This window comes from Bacteroides sp. D1 (assembly GCF_000157095.2).
GTDB classification, from domain to species: Bacteria; Bacteroidota; Bacteroidia; order Bacteroidales; family Bacteroidaceae; genus Bacteroides; species Bacteroides xylanisolvens.
Genome location: NZ_JH114339.1, coordinates 557087 through 578697, shown reverse-complemented (window position 1 = coordinate 578697; position 21611 = coordinate 557087). Strand labels below are relative to the sequence as shown.

The following is a 21611-nucleotide window of genomic DNA, read 5'->3' as shown; positions in this document are numbered from 1 at the left end:
AAAAGACCGTCAATGAACCAACAGCTTCAGAGATACCATCTTGTTGCAGATTATCGTAGCCAGGACTGAATCTGAAATCATGGAATAATCCCCTATTTGTAGGAGGATTTTCTTTTTTTGATGTATATTTGTACGTTGTAGATATGGCTTGTTGCATTGTAACTCTTAATGATGTGGTGTCGGCTCAGTTGTAATTCTTGGGGGATTAAGTTTAGTCAATTCCCTTCATGCATATACCTTTGCTAGCCTAAAAAGGAAGAAGCTCATATCCACTACTCCTCTAAATGATGCCCTAAATGCTTTGATTTTAGCATTAAATGCTTCCGCTGCTGCATTTGTACTCCTGTTCACAAAGAAGTTCAAAATCCTTTCATAATGGTTCTCAATAGAGTTTGCTACTGTTGTGAATGTATCGTATCCATATTCTTCAATCTTATTATACCATAGTGCCAGCTTTGCTCTTGCTACATCCTTGTCATAGTTTGTGGAAAAGATCTTTCCCAACTCCAATGAGTAGTAATATACGTGCTTAATATCTTCAAACTGCTTGAAAAGTAATTCTGCCCTGATTTTCTGACTCTTGGTCCATTTATCAGGTGATTTAAATAATAAATATCTGCTTCTGGCCAATAATTGCCTGAGTGTATCTCCGTTTTCGAGTTCTTCTGCTTTATATACTTCCCCCTTCTCTTTTGCCGCTTTCATAGCTTTATTCTCCTCTTTTATCACTTGCCATCTATATGTAATGCGCAACTCTTGTACAGCTTCGTATACAAGTTTTTGTACATGAAACCTATCAATCACCTGCATGGCACGTGGAAAGCACGTTTTGGCAATCTTTTGCATGCTCCCTGCCATATCCAGTGTAATTTCTTTGACCTGATTACGCAGCTCCTGTGGCATCTTTGTAAGTACCGCAATGATATCATCGGTTTTAGTGCCCTGAATTACAGCTATAATAGAACCTTTCCTACCTCGCTTATCTCTATTTATTAAGATGGTATAAAGATCTCCCTTACTTAAAGCCGTTTCGTCAATACATAGGTGATAACCCATATTCTTTGGATAAAGGATATACTCTTGGGCATGTGCTCTCTGATCCCAATTCTGGAAGTCACTCAGGTGGTCTTTATATTGGCTTTGAAGCTGTTTGCCATCCATACAGTAATGCTCAGCTACACTTTGGCAGCTAACGGCGTGATTATCTAAGTAATTCTTTTAAAAAAGCACCGAACTCAGCGGTTATGCGAGTACCGGTGGCTACCAAACTCCAGTCACGACTATATGTCTGCCCAGTGGATGGATCTTCCCAGCGACGACGCTTGATACGTAAATAAACGGCTTTACCACGGATAGGGAAGTCCTGAACTTCAATCTCAGGGAGGAAACCTTTTGAGTGAAGATGGAGATCAGAGTACTCAGCAGGAATAGTGGCTTTCTCCTCTAAATAAAGAATAAAGCAAGTATCCTGAGAAACATGATTGACTAGGGTAAAGTAATCAAGGATTCCTGAAGGCAAGAACAAGCTTAAAGAAGCAACAGGATCAATCGTTTGGGAAGAGGATGTTTTCATGATGCAAAAATAAGAATTTTAACGCAATCCCCCAAGGTTTCAGACTGAGCCGTGGTGTCTTTAAAGTTACTAAAAAGCAAACATATCTACAACTTTTTATAGGATTAAGAAAGAAGAAGAGGAAAACCATCGAAATAAAAAAGAGATTACCACCAAATTTGACGAAGAACCCAATATTTCCATCATCAAAAATGAAAAATACCCGTTATATATTACCATTATATTCTGTACGAAGTTCAAAAACTCCGTCCTGAACAAATTTTACAAATTTAGTGGAGAGTCTTTCTTGTGTTTTCAACAAGAGTAGTCCATACTGGATTTTATCTTGTTCCTTTTCGGTTAAAGTCTCCATGAAAGCCTCAAAGTAACCTCCGTATGTACGGATCTTACGTTTCTTTTCCATACTGCAAATATACGAATTGTTGTTCAACTATACAACAATCGTCTTTTTATTTTATATTATTTTTCCTCAAATTCTCCAGCACGCTTTTTCTTCTCATAAGACACCAGCGTCTCTACACTAAGCGTTTTCCCATTCTTAGGGCTTATCACATCTACAACGCTTGCTAACGCACGAAAAGTCTGTTCGCAATTTGCTACTCCGTCATACGTCAACCTACCCAGATTGATGGCATCGAGCACAACAGAGACATATTGCTTCGGATTTCCCCGATACTCGATGATGACAGGCGTGAGATGCGACATCTCTCGAGTCAGTTGACTGACGATTTCTTTTTTTTGGTCGAGCAGATCCATTAATTTTTCACTATGCACATTGATTTGTGCGGTTACTTCACGAAGTTCGTCTTTCAATGAACACAATAATTCATCATTCAATGAATTTTCCATAAAACTTTCTATTTAATTGATTATAAAAAAGCCATTCCAGAAAGATAAGCAATCATTACTTACTTCCCGGAATGGTGTCTAATACCTCGAAAACAAAGACTTATATTCTAACCTAATGTACTCACTTTAATCCATTTCTTTTGATTTTGCATTCCATACCAGCAAAGCAAACAACACCGAAAGCAAAGCAGCACCAATCCAAAACCAATTGATATAGGTGAAGTCATAAACATCTACTCCATTCTGAACAGTCTTTTGCCCTTCTATCAGTATACCGCTCATCACGTCCTGCAATCCGGCACCGATATAACTGGCAATACCAACTACTCCCAATGCAGCACCCGACGCATTACGGGGAGCAATATCCACTGCCATCAAACCACCCAGAAAACAGATCAAAACTCCGATACCTAAACCGAAAAGAACCATTGCCAACACGTCTATCCCAAAATGAGCTCCCGGAACTAAGAGAAACAAACAAAGAGCAAACACATTCATCAACCCGAAAATTAACGCAGGAACATTGCGACGTCCACCAAATAACTTATCGGAAATAACACCTGAAAACATAGTACCGATTATGCCACAGACCGGACAAATAGAAATGATAAAACTGGCATCCAAGGTGGAGTAACCCTTTTGAGCTTCCAAATAAAAAACGCCCCAACTATTGATAGCATAACGACTGATATACATAAAAGCACTCGAAAGAGCCAGTATCCAAATGGCAGGCATCAGCAATACCTGACGCTGTGCTTTATTAAAATCAGCCGTTTCTGTCTCACTCATTTCCTTTTTCTGTTTGGGAACATTCACCGAAGGAAATCCCATGCTTTCGGGAGTATCATGGAAGAACTTCCAGACGATCAACGCTCCTATCAATCCCACTATACCGGCTCCGAAGAAACCATACCGCCAGCCCAACACACTGACAATTGAGGCTATTATCAGAAAAGTCAACGCTTCGCCGATATTATGGCTCGCAGACCAAAAGCCATAGTATGAACCGCGCTCTTTGTCCGTGAACCAACGGGAAAGCCCTACTACACAAGAGGCTGCTCCCATAGATTGAAACCAGCCGCTAATCCCCCAAAGGATAGCGAACAGGATAAAAGAATTAGTAAAACCGAGACAGAGGTTAACCAAAGCGGTTACCAATAAACCGGTAGTCATAAAACGGTTGATATTACTACGGTCGGCAAGGAAACCGTTCGTGAATTTCCCGATGGCATAGGTGAAAAACAATACGGAACCTATGATGCCTAACTCTGTTTCCGAAAAAATGCCTTCATCTACAATAGGTTTCTTTACGACATTCAGACTAAGACGGCACACATAATACATACCGTAACCAAAAGTCGCAGAAAGGAAGGTAGACCATTTCAGAAACTTCAAACGGCGGGCATCGGATGAAGACAAAGTTTCTCCGTTACAAGGTCTCGGTGAAGAGACCTTGTAAAAATTGATTAGTTGTTTCAACATGAAGGAAGTGCGTTTAATCGTGAAGTTTCTTGTTACGCAAATACTCCAATAATAAAGCAGGACGATCTGTTTGAATTAGCTTGGCTCCCTGGGCAATTATCCACCCCCAACTTTCATCCGGCTGATGAAGTTCTACTGCACGGTCGTCATCATGGCCGCCACAGAGTTTAGGCCACAAAGAATTAACAAAAAGCCTTGCGCCACTATCACGCACTTTCTGAATCAATCGAAGAGTCTCTTTTTCATCATTATCAAAGACTAATTCATAAGCTATCGGTTTCAAATGTTTCTGATAACTATCTATTATTTTTTCAGCATCTTCCTTATTTAAATTTATCACTGGCATAAAAATCACTTTATCCAATACTTCCCCGTTCTCCACTTTTACTTGTTCATAGGGAAGTCCAGCTTTGATAACACATTGGTCAACTGTTCCCGTTTTTTCCAGAATACAATAAGCCTCTTTAAAATAATCATACCCCTTATCAATATTGACTAATATTTTGCCCTTACATAATAACATGACTTCTTCTAAAGTAGGAATAAGATGAGTAGTCTTGTGAGCTGCTCCATTTTTTAGACGAAAACGCCGCAATTCTTCCAAAGTGTAATTTTCCGGTTTCCCTTTTCCTGTTGTTGTGCGATCAATTGTTTGATCATGCATCACAATGAGATGTCCGTCTTTCGTTTTCTTCAAGTCAACTTCGACCATATCAACTCCCATATCAATACAATTTTGTATTGCTTGCAAAGAATTTTCCGGTGCATTTCTCCAATCACCACGATGAGAAACCACCATCACCGAATGATTATTTTTATCTAACAAATTCGCACGTAACTGGTTCTTAATCAAATTCCGTGCTAGTAAAGCTCATTGAAAGGCCGATGGATAAAGGGATATCGGCATATTAGAAATAGCAAATAAATTATCCAAACTATATGCATCTTAAAGTACTCCGGAATAGCCATGAATAAGGTAATTGAACATAAATAAGTAGCACGGAATTTGAAGAAGAACCACGTAACTTTCTATTCTGAGCATTTATCCCCGAAATAGCAATGAGCAACAAACTAAAAATGAATAACTTTCTCATATTGTTTCAGTATTTTTATCTATTGATTCTGATTTTTAAATAAGCTCTATCGTCAAAGGAGCAGTTTCCCTTCTTAATACCTTTAGTACTTTTATATTGGCGCATACAAAGAGGATCATTCTCCAAGATATTCATCAAATAACATTCTGATTCCCTCAAAGTCGGAAACAAACAAGGATAGCCGTCAGACGACAAGACTATTTGTGTATGATTTCCTATGGAGAAAATACGTACCTGATGCATATTAATGGGAAAACCATCAAAAACCGGAAAAGAATATGGTTGATTTTTATCAGGATTGTTTTGAAGTATAGCTTGCTGCTGGAGAAAACGATAAATAAAATTACGCCCTGGATCATTGCTCAATAAATCATCCGGTGTAGCACCATTTAACAAAGCTATTTCATTTACTACCGCACGCGCATTAGCCATTATAGCGTCAATTTCCTTTTCATTTGAAGAGTAAGTATTACCAAAAAGACACTGACAGTCCCCGATTTGCCATATTTCATTCTTTTCATAACTATAAATCACTCCATTGGCAGTAAAACGGCTACCGGGTGTTTTCTCCAACTCTTCCAACAAACGATGCTGAACATAAAAAGAATGTATTTTCTCTGTTATCCTTTTCAGAGCTTCATTGGCATCAATATCTTTAGGGAAATCGTGTATCGCCTCAATGACCAGTTCCATCGCTATACGCCCCGTTTTTTTTCCATCAATCTCCAATTCCGATTTTGCCGTAGCTCCATCAATGACTGCTGCAAAATAGGGAGTTACAATTATCCCATCTTCATTTGTAGCAGGAGTATGCTTACCTTTCAAGAATACTTCTTCTACATCAAAATTAGGACTTGTTTGCATTGTCCATTCATTCTCTACGGAAAGGTAATCCCAATTTTCAATACATTCCCATTTCTTTTTCAATTCTTTCTTTTTCAAATAATTTATTAAATATGCAGGTCTGTCTGTTTGCAATATAGAAGCCCCGAGCGAATCTATCAAATAGCCATAACCTTCATCCGGATCAACTAAAGAGCAATCATCATCGTGACCGCCTGCATGGGTATTCCACAAAGTATTATACCAAATTCGTGCTCGCCCTTTCATCGCATTTTTTACATCATAGGGTAATCTGTTCAAATCAGATGCAAATTTGAACTCTACCGCCACAGGATTTATTATTTGTAAATAGTCATCCAAACGCTGCATTGCATTTTTATCGTCCAAATTAATCTTTGGCATAAAGACGACCTTTTTTAGATATTTCCCATAGTTCTTTTTCACATAATCTGCCGGAGCATCGCTTTTCATTATTACCATATCGGTCGTTCCTGTCTTCTCCAATAGGGTATAAACCTGATCAAAATAATCAAAAGCTTTGTCCAAATTAAGCATCACTCTACCTTTAGCAAACAGTAATGCCTCTTCTAAGGTCGGTACTTTATAAATAGTTTTTATATGACAACCATTTCGCAATTGAAGTGCTTTAATTTCTGCCAGCGTATGATCTGCAACCAGTCCTTTGCCGGTCGTTGTCCGGTCCAACTTAGAATCATGCATTAATATCAAGTGTCCATCTTTCGTTCTTGCCAAATCAACTTCTACAATGTCTACCCCCATTTTTACTGCATTATCTATTGCCTCTATAGAATTCTCGCAAGCATTTCGCCAATCACCTCTATGAGAAGCTACTAATACATTCTTGTTTTCAGGAGCAAACAGTTTATTGCGAATACTGTCTAATCTGGTCTGAGCAAATGAACTAATGCTCAGAATACAAAAGCTCACAAAAACAACTAATTTTCTATTTATCATGTTTCAGCCATTTCAATTATATCGGAATATATAAATAACTATCTTATCTATATATTCCAATATAACATAGTGAGTTTTCTAATATTGAGGATTTTGTGGAAGTATATTAGGATTATTCACCTTCTCAACTTCTGCACTAGGAATCGGGAAAATCAATCTATAATCCGGAATATCTATATCATAAGCGGCCTTTATGACCTCTTTTGCCGTTCCTGTTCTAATTAAATCGAACCAACGATTTCCTTCTAATGGAAATTCCAAATATCTTTCGTTCAAAACAGCTTTTTTAAAGTCTGATTGTGAAGGTACTTCCAAGGATGTCAGATTTGGTAGCCCTGCTCTATCACGTACTTTATTCAGATAATAAAAACCGCTGTTCTTTGAGTTAATATCCGTATCAAAAGATTCTTCGTTCAATACCTCCGCATACATCAAAAGAATATCTGCATATCGCAAAACGATAAAATCATTTCCAACATCTTTAGTAGATACATCCTGAATATCATAATATTTCATCGGTAAATAAACAGAACCACTCTTTTTGTACTCCAACAATCCTGCACGCGCATCATCACTATTATAGGCTCCTTTCAGGACGTCACTAAAATGGCCCAATGTTACATCCGATAGACTTAACCACATTCCATGACCACCGTCAATCAATGTTTTACTATATTTAATGGCAAACAAGATCTCTTTATTCATCTCATTATTCACATCAAAAACATCCTTTATATCAGTAAGCAAATCATATTTCTCTGTGATTATGATATTATTTAAATGAGTCTTTGCATCATTATATTTCTTATTTGTCAGATAAGTTTTTGCAAGAAGAGCTTCAGCCGCATTAGATGTCACCCGCCCTAAATCTGATTTATCATAAGTATCGGGTAACTGTAAAGCAAATATCAGATCGGATTCAATCTGCTCATAAACTTTGCCTACGCTCTCCCGAGGCATCTTCAAGGCCTCTCCATCGGAAAGTTCATGTACAACCAATGGCACTCCACCAAAGAGACGCACCAAATTAAAATAATGAAATGCACGAATGAAACGGGCTTCCGCCTCAAATTGTAATTTCTTGTCGGCATTAATTGTTGCATTCTGAATGTGATCTATCATCACATTACAACAACTTATTGCACTGTACGATTTCTCCCAAATATCAGCAATCAAACTATTTGTCTTGTTATCTTGAAAATGGTTGATTTCATATTTATCTTGAGAACCGGACGTAAAACTTGGCATAAACATATTATCCGAACGATACTCCAATACATCAAGAACGATTGTCGGATAATTCCGAAGCGACTGGTAACACGCCATTACCGCACTATTAAAATCATTTTCAGTTACATAAAATTCTTTAGCATTAGGCTGAGATTCCGGCGACAAATCTAAGAAGCCCTCACAAGAACTCAAACAGAAAAATGCACATACTATCAATAATTTATTCTTCATAATTTCATGTATTTATTAAAAGCTAACATTCAAACCAAACGAATAAGTCTTAGATAACGGATATGATCCATAATCCACACCAGGAGTCAAGGAACCATTAGAATTATAGTTACTTACTTCCGGATTATAACCGGAGTAATTGGTTATCGTAAATAAATTCTGACCGGAAAAATAAAGTCTCAATGATGTTAATCCGAACTTTTGTACAAAATTCTTAGGCAATGTATATCCTAAAGTAATATTTTGCATTCTAAGATAAGAACCATCTTCCAAATGCCATGTAGATGTGCGTGAATTGTTACCGGTTGACTTACGGTTTGCTCTGTTCACCTGTCCGTTACCCGGATTTTCCACTGATTGAAAACGGTCTAAAGCAATGACCATACTGTTTACATTTCCCTCCATATTAGCTATATAACGCCTTTGTAGATTAAGAATTTTATTTCCCTGAATACCTTGCAAGTTGAATGACAAATCTATCCCTTTATATGCAAATGAACTCATAAATCCATATGTAAACTTCGGCATATAATTGCCAACAATTGCGCGGTCATCATCCAAATCCATTTCACCATTTCCATCAACGTCTACAAATTTGAAATCACCGACTTTTGCATTTGAGAAGTGTGGATATGCATCTAGCTCTGCCTGATTTTTGAATACTCCATCCTGAACCAACAAAAAGTAATTGCCGATAGGCTGACCTACTTCTGTTTTAAAATATGCATGGCTAACGCCCGCAGATGTGATGATCGGAGCATCTTCGGGGCCAAGTTTAAGAACTTTGTTCCTATTGGCAGCAATATTAAAACTTGCATCCCATCTGAACCCACTCCAATTGTGATGGGTACCTATCGTAAATTCAACACCACGATTACGTACTTCACCAATATTCTTGCGCATATCTGAGAATCCCGTAATCTGAGGGATAGGTACGTCTAACAATAGATCGTAGGTGTTACTTTGATACATATCAAATTCAAATGTCAATCGTTCGTCAAATAAACCGATGTCTAATCCAACATTGTACATCCGAGTTTTTTCCCATCCTAAATCATCATTTGAAATCTGCGACGGACGCAAACCTGATACTAAACTACCTTCACCCGTGCCCAATACATATTGATTATATTTCAACATAGCAATATGTTCATAATTTCCAATACTAAAGTTACCGGATATACCATAACTAGCACGTAATTTCAGATTACTAACCCAAGGAAGATTTCTCATGAAATCTTCAGAAATGATACGCCATCCAACAGAGACTGACGGAAAATATCCCCAACGATTATTCTTCCCGAAACGAGACGAACCATCTGAACGTATAGCAGCACTCAATAAATATTTTCCTTTATAATCATATTGTGCCCGTGCCAAGAAAGAAGCCAATGCCCATGCCTGTGAATCTGCTCCACCTGTAGAAACAATTCCTCCGGCTACATTCTGCACTAAATCATTCACAAAATCCGTAGCTTGTACAGAATGCTTCTTCATCATATCTTTTTGAGCTGTAAATCCAATGATAGCATTTAAATTATGACCATTGAAGTTCTTTTGATAATTTAAAGTATTTTCTATAAGCCAGTTCAAATAGTACGTTCCACTGGATTTAGCTACGGGGTTTGATGGTGATTGAAAATACTTCTCTCCCTGTAACGGCAATTCGGACGAACGATAATACTCATTATAAAAATAATTATAATTAGTGGCAGCTGAAAACTTATACTTCAAACCTTTAATTATCTCCCACTGAAAATAGAAGTTACCTAATAAATTAGCATGAGTCACCTGATCTTTTGTCAGATTAGCCATTGCGACAGGATTTAAAACAGCATTATGCTGATAGTCAGTACCTATTTTCCAAAATCCGTTTCCCATATAATTATATGAACCGTCCTCATTATATACCGGCCATACAGGTGGCATCATTAATGCATTAATTACCACTCCTTTATTATTATCACGATCCACTCTGTCCTCTATCGAATAAGACGGTGAAAAATTAACACCTAATTCCACTTTATCACTTTTATAAGTGAAATTGAGACGAGCACCAAACCTTTCATAACCCGAATTCACAATGATACCCGATTGATTTAAATAGCTTCCAGAAATAAAGAATTTTGTCTTTTCTCCACCACCACTTATAGAAATGGAATGCTTTGTAATAGGAGCCGTACGATATAATGCATCTTGCCAATCTGTATTTGTTAGCCCTTTCTGTCCTTCTAAATATGGAAATAACTCAGGTGGAATCTTGTCGTAAGATTTTTTTCGTACTTCATTAGGGTCATCAGGACTAGCGTCAGGATAAGAGGTTAAATACGAACCATTATGCCCGTCACGTGCAAATGCTGCAAATTCATAAGCGTCTAACATATCTATCTTTTTTGAAAGCGTTTGAAAACCAACAGAACCATTATAACTAACTTTCGCTTTTCCACTCGCCCCTTTTTTGGTAGTAATCATTACAACACCATTTGCTCCACGTGAGCCATAAATTGCTGCCGAAGAAGCATCCTTTAATATTTCAATCGATTCCACATCATTCATATCAACAGTTTCCAAAGCACTTGAAGCTCTTTCCAATGGTACTCCATCCACCACATATAGCGGCTCTGCCCCTGCTGTAATAGTCCTGTACCTCTCACGCGAATAGTAGCACCACTGTTAGGTTTTCCAGAAGTCTGAGTTACTTGAACACCAGCCATTTTACCAACAATAGCCTGGTCAAATCCTGTAACAGGCATGTCTTTCAAGTCTTTCCCCCCTACTCTTGCAATGGAAGTAGTGACATCCTGCTTTCTCATGCTTCCATAACCTACTACTACAACTTCGTCAATCAACTTACTATCTTCTATCATGGTTATCTTTGAAAGTTTCTCATCAGTAACAGCAATGTCTATTGTCAAATATCCGATATAAGAAATAGTTAATAGCGATTTTTCCGGCACATCTGACAAAACAAATTTACCATCAAAGTCGGTAATTGTTCCTTGCGCTTCACCTTTAATTTGGACACTGGCTCCAATAATAGGAGTACCATTTTCGTCTACAACCGTTCCGGAAATTTTCTTTTTCTCTCCACTTTTTGATTGCTTTTGTTGGTTACTTTTAGAAATTACAATCATTTTATTCTGCAATTTATAAATCAAGCCTTCATCAAGAATTTTATCCAAGACATCATTTATCGAAGCATTTTTAAATGTTGCCGTAATCATCTTGTTCTCATTTACCTCGTCTGTTTTATAAATAACAGATAATCCAGTTTGTTTTTCCACTTCTTTCAATACCGTTTTCAAAGCTTCATTTTTAAATGTCTTACTCACTGTTTGACCATTTAAAATTACTGCAACAAAGCTCAATGAAACGAAAAGAAGTAACCGTAATAAGTTCTTTCGGTTGTTCATAGTTCTTCCTGATTTAATTTAATAATAGTTGTTACTAAATAGAAATTATTCTCTGATATATATATCCTTGTCTATACGTTCGATGGTTATCGGGATGATCTCCTGCAAAGCAGTCATCACCTCTCCTATCGTTTCTCTGTTTCGCAGAGAAATACGGAAAGTCTTATCGCCTATCGACTCCGATTCCAATCGAATATTCACATCATATTGCCGGGATAGTTTTGCGACTAGTTCTTTTAATGTAATATGATCAAATTCTATACGATTCTCCGCCCACGCTTTTGATTGTGAGGCATTTACTTGGGTACGGACAAATTTTCCGGTTTCTACATTCAATCTTATTGATTCACCAGGAGACATCATAACCGGAGTCCCCTTATAATTCAACTCGACCGAACCTTCGAGCAGAGTGGTGGAAATAAACGGATCGTCCGCATATGCGGATACATCGAACTTCGTTCCTTTTACGACTACGTCATATCCATGTGTCTGTACGATGAAAGTAGCTCCCTCCTTCTTTGTGACTTCAAAATATCCCTCACCATTCAATTCGACTTTACGATTGGCCGTATTAAACTTGTTCGAATACTTCAGTGTAGAACCTGCATTAAGCCAAACGACTGTCCCATCAGAAAGAACGACTTTGCTCTTCTCTCCATAAGGAGTTTCACATACAAAATACGTCTCCGGCTTTAATGAGGAAGAAATCTGCCAAATACCTATGGTGCCTCCTATGGTCAGAATCACGATAGCCGCAACCGCAGCAACTTGCCGCCATACGGATGACCGGAATTTTGAAACAGTAAGCATCGGGATAATAGCTTCTTGAGTGCGAATCTTGCGCTGCAAAATTTCCCATTCTCCGATTGTTCCGGAATCTGAAATGCCTGATGCAATCCACTCCTTTTCCCATTGTCTGAATGTCGCACGATTTTCTTCGCTTTGCCCGACATACGCAAACAGTAGTTTCTCGTCTTGGCGCAGGATTCTTCCTTCGAAATACTGAATAGCTAACTCACGAATGTTTTTCTTTTCTTCCATAATCTCACTTTCTATAAGATGTAACAACTATTATTTCTTTTACCCAACCACCGATAGAAATAAAAAAGCAGGAATTTTTCGGTTCCTGCTTTTTCGCCCTAATTTTCAATGGTTTATCTTTTCCATTTTATTTATTATTCATAATAACCCAGGCAATAATTATAATATAAATATCTACCGGATACTTGTCTTTGAAGTGTTTAGAGAAGCACTGCAATGCTTTGGCAATGTGTTTTTCAACTGCCGTGGTCGATATTTGAAGTTTGTCTGCTATTTCACGATTCTTCAGTCCTTTGAAACGGCTCATCAGGAATATCTCGCGGGAGCGTTCAGGCAATTGCCCAATGACAATGTTGATCTGTTCCTGCAGCTCGTCATACAGCAGTTTATGTTCGGCATCTAATGCGAAATCGGAATAGTAGAGCCGCTCTTCTCCATCAACAGATGCAAGATATTCAATCTGATGTTTCTCAACAATCGAAAGATGCTTCAAGTAATTCAAGCATCCATTACGCACCATCGCAAAAAGCAAAGATGTGACCGATACTGCCGACAGCAATGCCCGCTTCTCCCAGAAACGCAAGAAGCACTCTTGAATAATATCACGAGCCGTTTCTTCATCTTCAACAAAACGAATAGCATAGCCACGCAAACGAGGATAGTAGGTCTTAAAAAGATATTCAAAAGCTTGATTATTTCCTTTTTTTATTTCATCCAATAAGAATTTCTCATCTGAAAATTCAATCATAGTGTCGCATTTTAAGAACAAAAGTATAACAAAGATGTAAAATATCAGATGACAATATTATTAATATTTTTCCACTTATCCGCATTTTGGGGAATCTTTTTGTTACGCAAGCAACAAATATATAAGGAGAAAGATGATATATATCAGATATATCCCGTTTTTAAAGTGTTCATTCATCATTATTTCGAAATAATGATTACCTTTGATGTGTATAATAGCTAAAGAACCGAATATGTATGACTTGATGCGTAAACTTCCTATTGGAATACAGACCTTTGAGGATATCCGAAGGAAAAATTATTTATATGTGGATAAAACGGCATTGGTATGGCGAATGGCGAATATGGGAAAGCCATATTTCCTAAGCAGACCGCGCCGTTTTGGCAAAAGTTTGTTGTTGTCTACATTTGAATCCTATTTTTTAGGTAAAAAAGAATTATTTGAAGGTCTTGCCATTGAGAAAATGGAAACTGAATGGAAGGAGTATCCGGTTTTACATATTGATTTGAACGCAGAAAAATATGATAAACCGGAGAAGTTAAATGAAATTCTTAGTAATCATCTGACTCAATGGGAACTTAAATACGGGAAAGGGATTGACGAGAGAACCCTTTCTTCACGATTCGGGGGTGTTATTCGCCGGGCATGCGAACAAACAGGTCAACAAGTAGTGGTATTGGTGGATGAGTATGATAAGCCGCTTTTGCAAGCTATCAACAATTTGGAACTTCTCGACGATTACCGCCAGACATTGAAAGCCTTCTACGGAGTGCTAAAAAGTGCCGACCGCTATCTGCGATTTGTATTTCTTACCGGAGTGACAAAATTCTCACAAGTCAGTGTATTCAGTGATTTGAATCAATTGAACGACATCAGCATGAAGCCTCCGTATGCTACGGTCTGCGGCATTACCCGGCAAGAATTAGTTGATACTTTCACACCTGAACTCAAAAACCTGTCGGAAGCCAACCAACTGACTTTTGAAGAGACACTTCAAAAAATGGCTGCCACCTATGATGGTTATCATTTCTGCGAATTTGCCGAAGGAGTATTCAATCCCTTCAGCGTACTCAATTCTTTCGACGGATGCAAATTCGATAGTTACTGGTTTCAGACAGGTACTCCTACATTTTTAGTTGAACTGCTGCAAAAAAGCGAATATGATCTCCGCACTTTATTAAGTGGTATCGAAGTTCCGGTTTCTTCTTTTGCAGAATATAAAATGGATGTTAATAATCCTATTCCGCTGATTTATCAAAGTGGATATTTGACGATTAAAGACTACGACAGAGAATTCCAAAATTATCTATTAGATTTTCCAAACGATGAAGTCCGCTATGGGTTCATGAACTTTCTTGTACCGTTTTATACTCCAATGAAGAACAATGACCAAGGATTTTATATTGGAAAATTCATCCAAGAACTCCGAACTGGTGATTATGAAGCTTTCCTCACCCGTCTCGAAGCCTTCTTCGCAGGTATTCCCTATGAGTTGAACGACCAAACCGAACGTCATTATCAAGTTATCTTCTATTTGGTATTCAAACTAATGGGGCAATTTACAGAAGCCGAAGTCCGCAGTTCGCGTGGGCGTGCCGACGCTGTGGTTAAAACTCCTAAATACATCTATGTATTTGAATTCAAGCTGAACGGAACGGCCGAAGAAGCACTCAAACAGATTGATGAGAAAGGATATTTGATTCCTTATAAAGTAGACCATAGAGAAGTGGTAAAGATTGGCGTGGAGTTTAGTGCTGAAAGTAGGAATTTAAGTCACTGGCTGGTAGAAATCAAGTAATAAATATAAAGCCATTCCAGGAAGAAAAGCAATCATTACTTACTTCCCGGAATGGTGACTAATACCTCGAAAACAAAGACTTATATTCTAACCTAATGTACTCACTTTAATCCACTTCTTTTGATTTTGCATTCCATACCAGCAAAGCAAACAACACAGAAAGCAAAGCAGCACCAATCCAAAACCAATTGATATACGTGAAGTCATAAACATCAACGCCATTCTGAACAGTCTTTTGCCCTTCTATTAATATACCGCTCATCACATCCTGCAATCCGGCTCCGATGTAGCTGGCAATACCGACTACTCCCAATGCAGCACCCGAAGCATTACGGGGAGCAATATCCACTGCCATCAAACCACCCAGAAAACAAATCAAAACTCCGATACCTAAACCGAAAAGAACCATTGCCAACACGTCTATCCAAAAATGTACGCCCGGAACCAAGAGAAACAGACAAAGTGCTATTACATTCATCAACCCAAATACTAAAGCTGGAATATTACGACTGCCGGAAAACATTTTATCGGAAATGATACCGGAAAATACCGTGCCAATGATTCCACAGATAGAACTGATTGATATTATAAAACTGGCATCCAACGTAGAATATCCCTTTTGAGCTTCCAGATAGAAAACACCCCAACTATTTACCGCATAGCGGCTAATATACATAAATGCACTGGACAGAGCCAAAATCCAAATTGCAGGATTCTTCAAGACAGCCTTTTGTGCTTTGTTGAAATCTTCCGTTTGTTTACCAGACAAAGAATGGGAATCCACAGATGAAGAATTTTTGTTCAACAAGAATCCCTGACTCTGTGGCGTATCACGCATAAAGACAAGCATCATAAAGAAACCTAATATCCCAATAATGCCAGCTCCAATCATCCCGTACCTCCATCCCATCCAACTGACTAATAAGGCTATGGAAATAAAGGTTAATGCTTCACCCAAATTATGACTAGCAGACCAAAAGCCGTAAAAAGTTCCCCGTTCTTTACTACTGTACCACCGAGTGAGAGAAACCACTCCGGATGCTGCTCCCATTGACTGAAACCAACCATTCAATCCCCAAAGTAAAGCAAAAGCATAAAAGGAGCTAGTGAAACCTAAACATAAATTTATCAAAGCGGAACACAATAACCCGGTAGACATAAAACGCCGAACATTACTACGGTCAGCAAGAAAACCATTCGTCAACTTACCCACTGCATACACAAAAAACAGACAGGAACCGATGATTCCTAATTGCGTTTCGGAAAATACTCCCTCCTCTACAATTGGCTTGCGCACTACATTCATGCTAAGACGACAAACATAGTAAATGCCATATCCGGTAGTAGCCGACAAAAATGTAGCCCAACGGATGCGCTTAAAGCGGGAAGAATCTTCTGAATCAGTCTCTCCCCCGGCTAGCGGGGAAGAGATTTTATAAAAATCCAATATTTTAAATGACATAACCGAAGTTTACATATTAATGAAAGACGTCTATCTTATGCTCATTACGTTTCTTACGGACTTGCAAGTATTCCAGTAAATAAGCGGTACGATCAGTCTGGATAATCGTTGCTCCAAGTTTATCTATCAAATATCCATATCCTTCATCCGGGTTTTCCAATGATTTGTCGTCATCATGTCCGCCTGCCATCGTATCCCAAAGGGTATTATACCAGATTTTACTTTTTCCTTCCAGCTTCGTCCTCACTTGTTGGGGGAGTTGACAAGTATCCGATTCGAACAACAATTCGAAGGCTACCGGATGAAGTTCTTTCATGAAATCATCTATTTGCTGCATAGCTCCCGGTCGATCCAAATGTACGATTGGCATATATATGATCCGGTCTAAATATTTTCCCAAATCCTTTTTCACTTCTGCAACAGGCTTTGACCCCTTCATGATGATCTGTTCAACGGTTCCGGTTTTCTCCAGAATGGGGAAAATCTCATCGAATATCGGATAAGCCTTATCCAAATTTACCATAACGCGCCCTTTAGCCGTCAATAATGCTTCCTCTAATGTAGGCACACGATGTTTGGTTCTCAAAGCAGCGCCATTCTTCAGACGGAGTGTACGGATAGAATCCAGTGTCCACTCGGCAACCTTACCTTTTCCGGTGGTCGTTCTATCCAAAGTCTTATCATGCATAAGGATCAACTGTCCGTCTTTGGTTTTCTGAACGTCCAACTCCACGACATCGGCTCCCAACCGGATAGAACTCTCTATTGCTGCCAGCGAATTTTCAGGTGCAAAGCGCCAATCCGCCCGATGGGCGACTACGGTTACTTCTTTATTATCAGGATTCGTAATCTTTGCGTAAATTGCCTTCACCGGTTCATCTGCAAACAAGCGGAAAGGAAACAGCAAAATAATTCCTATTATCAGATAGTTTTTCATATTCATTTTTATCATCTATACTTTGGGGGATTATCTATACTTTTTGGATTTTAAATACTTGGCAGCTAATTCGGCATAATCAGTCTGTACGACATTAATACGTTTGTTTATCATGCCTACCAACCCCGAATAGTTGTCCGACAACATGTTCGTATCATTCGCTCCTACGATATTGGAGAATAAAAGCCAACCTTTGGATTTAATGTCTTCCGTCATCGCTCCCGCAAGAGCATCCGAGGTGGAAAGTTGCATCATCTGCACATTGTCCGTGTAAGATGAAGCAAAATAGGTAATATCATCTGAAGCTTTTGCCATCGGATGCAGTAACAGAGTGCTGTTCGCCGCTTTCAAATCGTATGCATAATTACGGTTGTTTGAAACATAAAGCAGGACTTCGTTTTCCATGTCGAGTTTTTTAAGTAATGCCACCATTGTCGCTACGGCAACGTTTTTGTTGACTATATCCAAGTTAAAATAAACCTTTCCTTTGCCTTTCTTCAATGCGTCCTCTAAAGTGGGGATTCGTTCGTTTGTCAGATTCCCTGCTGCATCTTTAAGATAGAGTTGCTGTAATTGCTGATAAGAATAATCTCCTACCGCACCGCTTCCGTTAGTGGTTCTGTCGATCGTATTATCGTGCATCAGCACCAATATTCCGTCAGAGGTGGGACGTGCATCAAGTTCGATCATTTCTACTCCTGCATTGATTGCATACTCTATGGAAGTTAATGAATTCTCCGGTATGCCATCGGCTATACCTTTCTGCGTGTTCGCCCGATGGGCACAAAGCCAGACCTTATAGGAACTATCATCAAATAAATTCTTTAAATCGGTCTTCAGATTTCCTGTAATAGGCAATTGTCCGCCCGGTTCGCCTCCCGGATTCTCTCCCGAGCCTCCCAACTGTGCACTGGTGTGGCGGCTGTCTTTCCCTTTCATCGGCCATGCCGAAGCTGCACATCCGGTTATACCTTCATCTTCCAAAGCTACCAGGACACTCTTCGACGGATCTACCGTGTGAGTAACGCCAATATAGATCGTTCCATCCGGTCCGATTGTAGGCGAACTCCAGATTTTTCCGATACCCGCTTCCCAGTTATCTTTTAAAGGAGAATCGCTCTCGCTAATCAGTGCAGCCAAGTCTTTTTTCAAGATTAGCTGTTCTTCCGAGGATTCGGGTTTAATGATATAATAATTACCGGATTGCGTTCCAAAATGAATATTTCCGGCCTGATCGATTGCCGCACATCCACTGACGTCTTCCGGCACACCGTAATGCCATTGAACAACTCCATTAGGAGATAATGCAACGATTCCTCCTGTGGCTTCACCCGGAGCACGTTTTACCGTTACAATGATACTTCCGTCCAAGCCTATCACAACACCCCCTTGGTCTAGTGTTCCTACATTTCCTAACGAAGTACGCCATTTCTCAACCCCGTCGCTTCCAATAGCAAACGCACTGCTTCCTATACTCGGGAAGGTGGCAATTCCGTATATAGTGCCGGTTGCGTCCACAGCTACGGAAGCATTCATGTTTTCTGAAGGCTTATCATTTCCCGAACTATATATTTGCCATGCCCACATCACATTACCACCTGTATTCAGTGCAGACGCCGACGCGCCGAATAAGCCGTTCTTTCCACCAGCCCAAATTAATGTGTTGTTCGCCAATGCTATTCCGGCAGATACTCCCCCCGACGGGCCTCCGGAATTGTCTGCGTTTGCCACATAACCTACTCTGTAACCGGTATTCTTATCGACAGCAAGCACAGATCCCGTAGAGCCGCCGTTACCCATATAGATATGATTCTCTCCAATCGCACAAGTCAGATAATTAATACGAGGCTTTGAAGCCTGTCCTTTATTCCAAAATCCTTTTTCAGCATCTCCGGCAACGACCCATTTCTTTGTTCCATCGGGATTGATGGCATATACGCGCCCTATTTTGCCACTTGTGTCGCCTGTTCCTACATACACAGTACCGTCCGTATCAATGCTCGGAGTGGTATGCGTATTACCGGACGGAGAATCACCGTCAGCCGATGTCCATAAGTCGAACTCCCACAATTGTTCACCGGTAGCGGCTGAAAATTTCCGCAAATAATGGTCATTGGAAGTCATATATACATTATTATCATCACTGACTGCCGGAGCCGTAGAACGTATTTCGCCCAACACGTGGGCACCTACCCATTTCAGTTTCACATTGCCGACTTCGGGCAGAGGTTCAGCTTCAATCGTCAATAATTTATGAGCCATTGCATAATTTCCTTTACTGTCTTTCACATGCAAAGTCACTGTATATGCTCCATTCGTTTCGTAAGTCACTTTAGGAGCAACTTCTGTTGAAGTCTCTCCATTCCCTAAATCCCATTGGCAGGTATAATTACCTTCTCCGCCTACTGTCTCATTCGTGATACTGACTTCTTCGCCTACATAGTAGGTTGTCTTGTCAAAAGTAAATTTAGCTGTCAGCGCATTTTCCTTCCAATCATCCGAGCATGCTGAAAGTAGCAGCAAGCAGATAAAAAACGTTGTTACTATTTTTATATTCTTCATACTTTGTTCTTTCTAAGATAATTAATAGCCTTCATTTTGAGGGTAATTTTCCTCTCCCGCCAAATCGCGTTCCGACTGGGGAACAGGATAATACATCAGGTAGTTTCTACCGTTCAAGGAAGAAAACAAGTCCAAACGGTTGGTTCGCTTCAAATCATACCATCGTTGACCTTCTGCATACAACTCGCGGTGACGCTCATCAAGTATTTGATTCTGAAACTCTATATCAGTCATATTTGAAGGCAACAAGACGGTTGCGTAGCGTTTGTTCATAAATTCTTTTAATGTAGCCAACCCATTGACTGCTCCCAATGCTTCCGCTTTAATCAGATACATTTCCGCCACACGGGTAACCACAATCGGGGTTTGTGACGGTTGTTCATTGGTAACAAACTGACCGGTACTTCCATTCGGGAATTTAATAATACGACTATTATCTGAACCAAATACTGCCTTTGCCCGTATATCCTTTGACTTTACGGCGGTATCATCATAAAGATGGCTGTAACATTCGGTAGAAGGAGAGTAATCCCAAGTCGGATCAATGTCATTGACCGTTTGGTAAAATAACAGCAAACTTGTACTACGCTTGTTGGCTAACGCAAAGACCAGTTCTTTGCTACTGCTATTAGAGACAAACGCCTGAGCATACTCAACTGATGTAGTACTCAATGCGAAATTTGACTTTGTAATCACTTTGTCGGCATAAGCTGCCGCATTTGTATAGTCTTTCAAGGACAAACATACTTTGGCGTGAAGCGCATCACAAGCACTAAGAGACACATAAAAACGATCGGTGAAATCAGACAGTAATCCTTCCGCTTTAGCCAAGTCTTCTTTTATAAAACTCCACACTTCGGTTTCGGGGGAAATGGGAACGACGTCGTAAGTGCGCTTACGCAAGATAGGAACTCCTCCCCAGCGAGTGACCAGATGATAATAAATCAAAGCTCTGAAGTAGTATCCGGTCCCTCCTGTCTGCTTCACAACCTGACTCTCTTTATTAGATGACGCTTCGTATGTTTCGACCAAGAAATTAACTTGCTTCAAGGCTGTGAAACATTTTTGCCACTGGCTCAAAACTTCTTTAGAACTAGGAGCCATCAACATGGGGTCGTTCATGGAAAATCCGGGACCTGCCTTGAAATTCTCGCCTTTTACATCACCATCCATATAAAATTTGAATACCAGTTCTTCCATTTCGGCATACACTCCATTCAATAACTTTTCCAAATCGGATTCGCTCAACATATCTTGAGGTATCTGATCTTTAGGTCGCATATCGTCCAGTATACCTGAACAACCCGTCATCCACAAAAGGCAAATGCTACATAGCAAATAGTTGATTATAGTATAGTATCGTTTCATACATC

At 39.4% G+C, this 21611-nt stretch carries 14 protein-coding genes and 2 pseudogenes; 1 reads left to right on the top strand and 15 read right to left on the bottom strand.

The genetic code is table 11. The annotated features are described in order from the left end of the window. Nucleotides 1-225: 225 nt before the first annotated feature. From BSAG_RS12075 to BSAG_RS12105, 11 genes and pseudogenes are all read right to left on the bottom strand, one after another. Complete coding sequence (locus tag BSAG_RS12075) at nt 226-1161, bottom strand: transposase (RefSeq protein WP_008025715.1); 936 nt, start codon at nt 1159-1161, stop codon at nt 226-228. A 40-nt stretch (nt 1162-1201) separates the two neighbouring features. Further along, on the bottom strand, nt 1202-1573 hold the full coding sequence (locus BSAG_RS12080) for a transposase family protein (protein ID WP_008640050.1): 372 nt from the start codon (nt 1571-1573) through the stop codon (nt 1202-1204). 208 nt (nt 1574-1781) lie between these two features. Further along, nucleotides 1782-1976 (bottom strand): annotated as a pseudogene (locus BSAG_RS0223185) (type II toxin-antitoxin system RelE/ParE family toxin); the annotation flags it as partial. A 56-nt stretch (nt 1977-2032) separates the two neighbouring features. Further along, on the bottom strand, nt 2033-2278 hold the full coding sequence (locus BSAG_RS0223180; protein WP_004315521.1) for a hypothetical protein: 246 nt from the start codon (nt 2276-2278) through the stop codon (nt 2033-2035). A 270-nt stretch (nt 2279-2548) separates the two neighbouring features. Continuing rightward, entirely contained in the window at nt 2549-3904 is a 1356-nt protein-coding gene (locus BSAG_RS12085; protein WP_004315522.1) for an MFS transporter, read from the bottom strand. A 13-nt stretch (nt 3905-3917) separates the two neighbouring features. Next, nucleotides 3918-4757 (bottom strand): glycerophosphodiester phosphodiesterase family protein, encoded by an 840-nt coding sequence (locus BSAG_RS0223175; RefSeq protein WP_008770867.1) that lies wholly within the window; start codon nt 4755-4757, stop codon nt 3918-3920. Nucleotides 4758-5013: 256 nt separating this feature from the next. Next, complete coding sequence (locus tag BSAG_RS12090) at nt 5014-6816, bottom strand: glycerophosphodiester phosphodiesterase family protein (protein ID WP_004315633.1); 1803 nt, start codon at nt 6814-6816, stop codon at nt 5014-5016. 78 nt (nt 6817-6894) lie between these two features. Continuing rightward, nucleotides 6895-8277, bottom strand: coding sequence for a RagB/SusD family nutrient uptake outer membrane protein (locus tag BSAG_RS12095; protein ID WP_008770866.1), 1383 nt, complete (start codon nt 8275-8277; stop codon nt 6895-6897). 15 nt (nt 8278-8292) lie between these two features. Continuing rightward, nucleotides 8293-11690 (bottom strand): annotated as a pseudogene (locus tag BSAG_RS0223170) (TonB-dependent receptor). 45 nt (nt 11691-11735) lie between these two features. Further along, nucleotides 11736-12731, bottom strand: coding sequence for a FecR family protein (locus BSAG_RS12100; RefSeq protein ID WP_008019006.1), 996 nt, complete (start codon nt 12729-12731; stop codon nt 11736-11738). Nucleotides 12732-12858: 127 nt separating this feature from the next. After that, nucleotides 12859-13479, bottom strand: a complete 621-nt coding sequence (locus tag BSAG_RS12105) for an RNA polymerase sigma-70 factor (protein ID WP_004315628.1) — start codon at nt 13477-13479, stop codon at nt 12859-12861. Nucleotides 13480-13711: 232 nt separating this feature from the next. On the opposite strand from BSAG_RS12105, the gene BSAG_RS12110 reads away from it, so the two are divergent. Beyond that, complete coding sequence (locus tag BSAG_RS12110; protein ID WP_032811609.1) at nt 13712-15277, top strand: ATP-binding protein; 1566 nt, start codon at nt 13712-13714, stop codon at nt 15275-15277. A 106-nt stretch (nt 15278-15383) separates the two neighbouring features. Here BSAG_RS12110 and BSAG_RS12115 read toward each other — a convergent pair whose 3' ends face one another. Genes BSAG_RS12115 through BSAG_RS12130 form a run of 4 tightly spaced genes read right to left on the bottom strand, consistent with a single transcriptional unit; the run spans nt 15384 to nt 21606 of the window. Further along, the gene (locus BSAG_RS12115; protein ID WP_004315624.1) at nt 15384-16739 is read right to left on the bottom strand and encodes an MFS transporter; all 1356 of its coding nucleotides are present in this window, start codon (nt 16737-16739) and stop codon (nt 15384-15386) included. 16 nt (nt 16740-16755) lie between these two features. Beyond that, the gene (locus BSAG_RS12120) at nt 16756-17676 is read right to left on the bottom strand and encodes a glycerophosphodiester phosphodiesterase family protein (protein ID WP_008997516.1); all 921 of its coding nucleotides are present in this window, start codon (nt 17674-17676) and stop codon (nt 16756-16758) included. A 30-nt stretch (nt 17677-17706) separates the two neighbouring features. Beyond that, nucleotides 17707-20238: a glycerophosphodiester phosphodiesterase family protein gene (locus tag BSAG_RS12125; protein WP_004315622.1), complete on the bottom strand. Its 2532-nt coding sequence runs from the start codon at nt 20236-20238 to the stop codon at nt 17707-17709. 21 nt (nt 20239-20259) lie between these two features. Then, nucleotides 20260-21606: a RagB/SusD family nutrient uptake outer membrane protein gene (locus BSAG_RS12130; protein ID WP_008770863.1), complete on the bottom strand. Its 1347-nt coding sequence runs from the start codon at nt 21604-21606 to the stop codon at nt 20260-20262. Nucleotides 21607-21611: the final 5 nt, after the last annotated feature.

Coding starts and splice junctions, on each gene's coding strand:
- BSAG_RS12075 (WP_008025715.1), bottom strand. CDS start 1,161: ATGGATGGCAAACAGCTTCAAAGCCAATATAAAGACCACCTGAGTGAC.
- BSAG_RS12080 (WP_008640050.1), bottom strand. CDS start 1,573: ATGAAAACATCCTCTTCCCAAACGATTGATCCTGTTGCTTCTTTAAGC.
- BSAG_RS0223180 (WP_004315521.1), bottom strand. CDS start 2,278: ATGTCGCATCTCACGCCTGTCATCATCGAGTATCGGGGAAATCCGAAG.
- BSAG_RS12085 (WP_004315522.1), bottom strand. CDS start 3,904: ATGTTGAAACAACTAATCAATTTTTACAAGGTCTCTTCACCGAGACCT.
- BSAG_RS12090 (WP_004315633.1), bottom strand. CDS start 6,816: ATGATAAATAGAAAATTAGTTGTTTTTGTGAGCTTTTGTATTCTGAGC.
- BSAG_RS12095 (WP_008770866.1), bottom strand. CDS start 8,277: ATGAAGAATAAATTATTGATAGTATGTGCATTTTTCTGTTTGAGTTCT.
- BSAG_RS12100 (WP_008019006.1), bottom strand. CDS start 12,731: ATGGAAGAAAAGAAAAACATTCGTGAGTTAGCTATTCAGTATTTCGAA.
- BSAG_RS12105 (WP_004315628.1), bottom strand. CDS start 13,479: ATGATTGAATTTTCAGATGAGAAATTCTTATTGGATGAAATAAAAAAA.
- BSAG_RS12110 (WP_032811609.1), top strand. CDS start 13,712: ATGTATGACTTGATGCGTAAACTTCCTATTGGAATACAGACCTTTGAG.
- BSAG_RS12115 (WP_004315624.1), bottom strand. CDS start 16,739: ATGTCATTTAAAATATTGGATTTTTATAAAATCTCTTCCCCGCTAGCC.
- BSAG_RS12120 (WP_008997516.1), bottom strand. CDS start 17,676: ATGAAAAACTATCTGATAATAGGAATTATTTTGCTGTTTCCTTTCCGC.
- BSAG_RS12125 (WP_004315622.1), bottom strand. CDS start 20,238: ATGAAGAATATAAAAATAGTAACAACGTTTTTTATCTGCTTGCTGCTA.
- BSAG_RS12130 (WP_008770863.1), bottom strand. CDS start 21,606: ATGAAACGATACTATACTATAATCAACTATTTGCTATGTAGCATTTGC.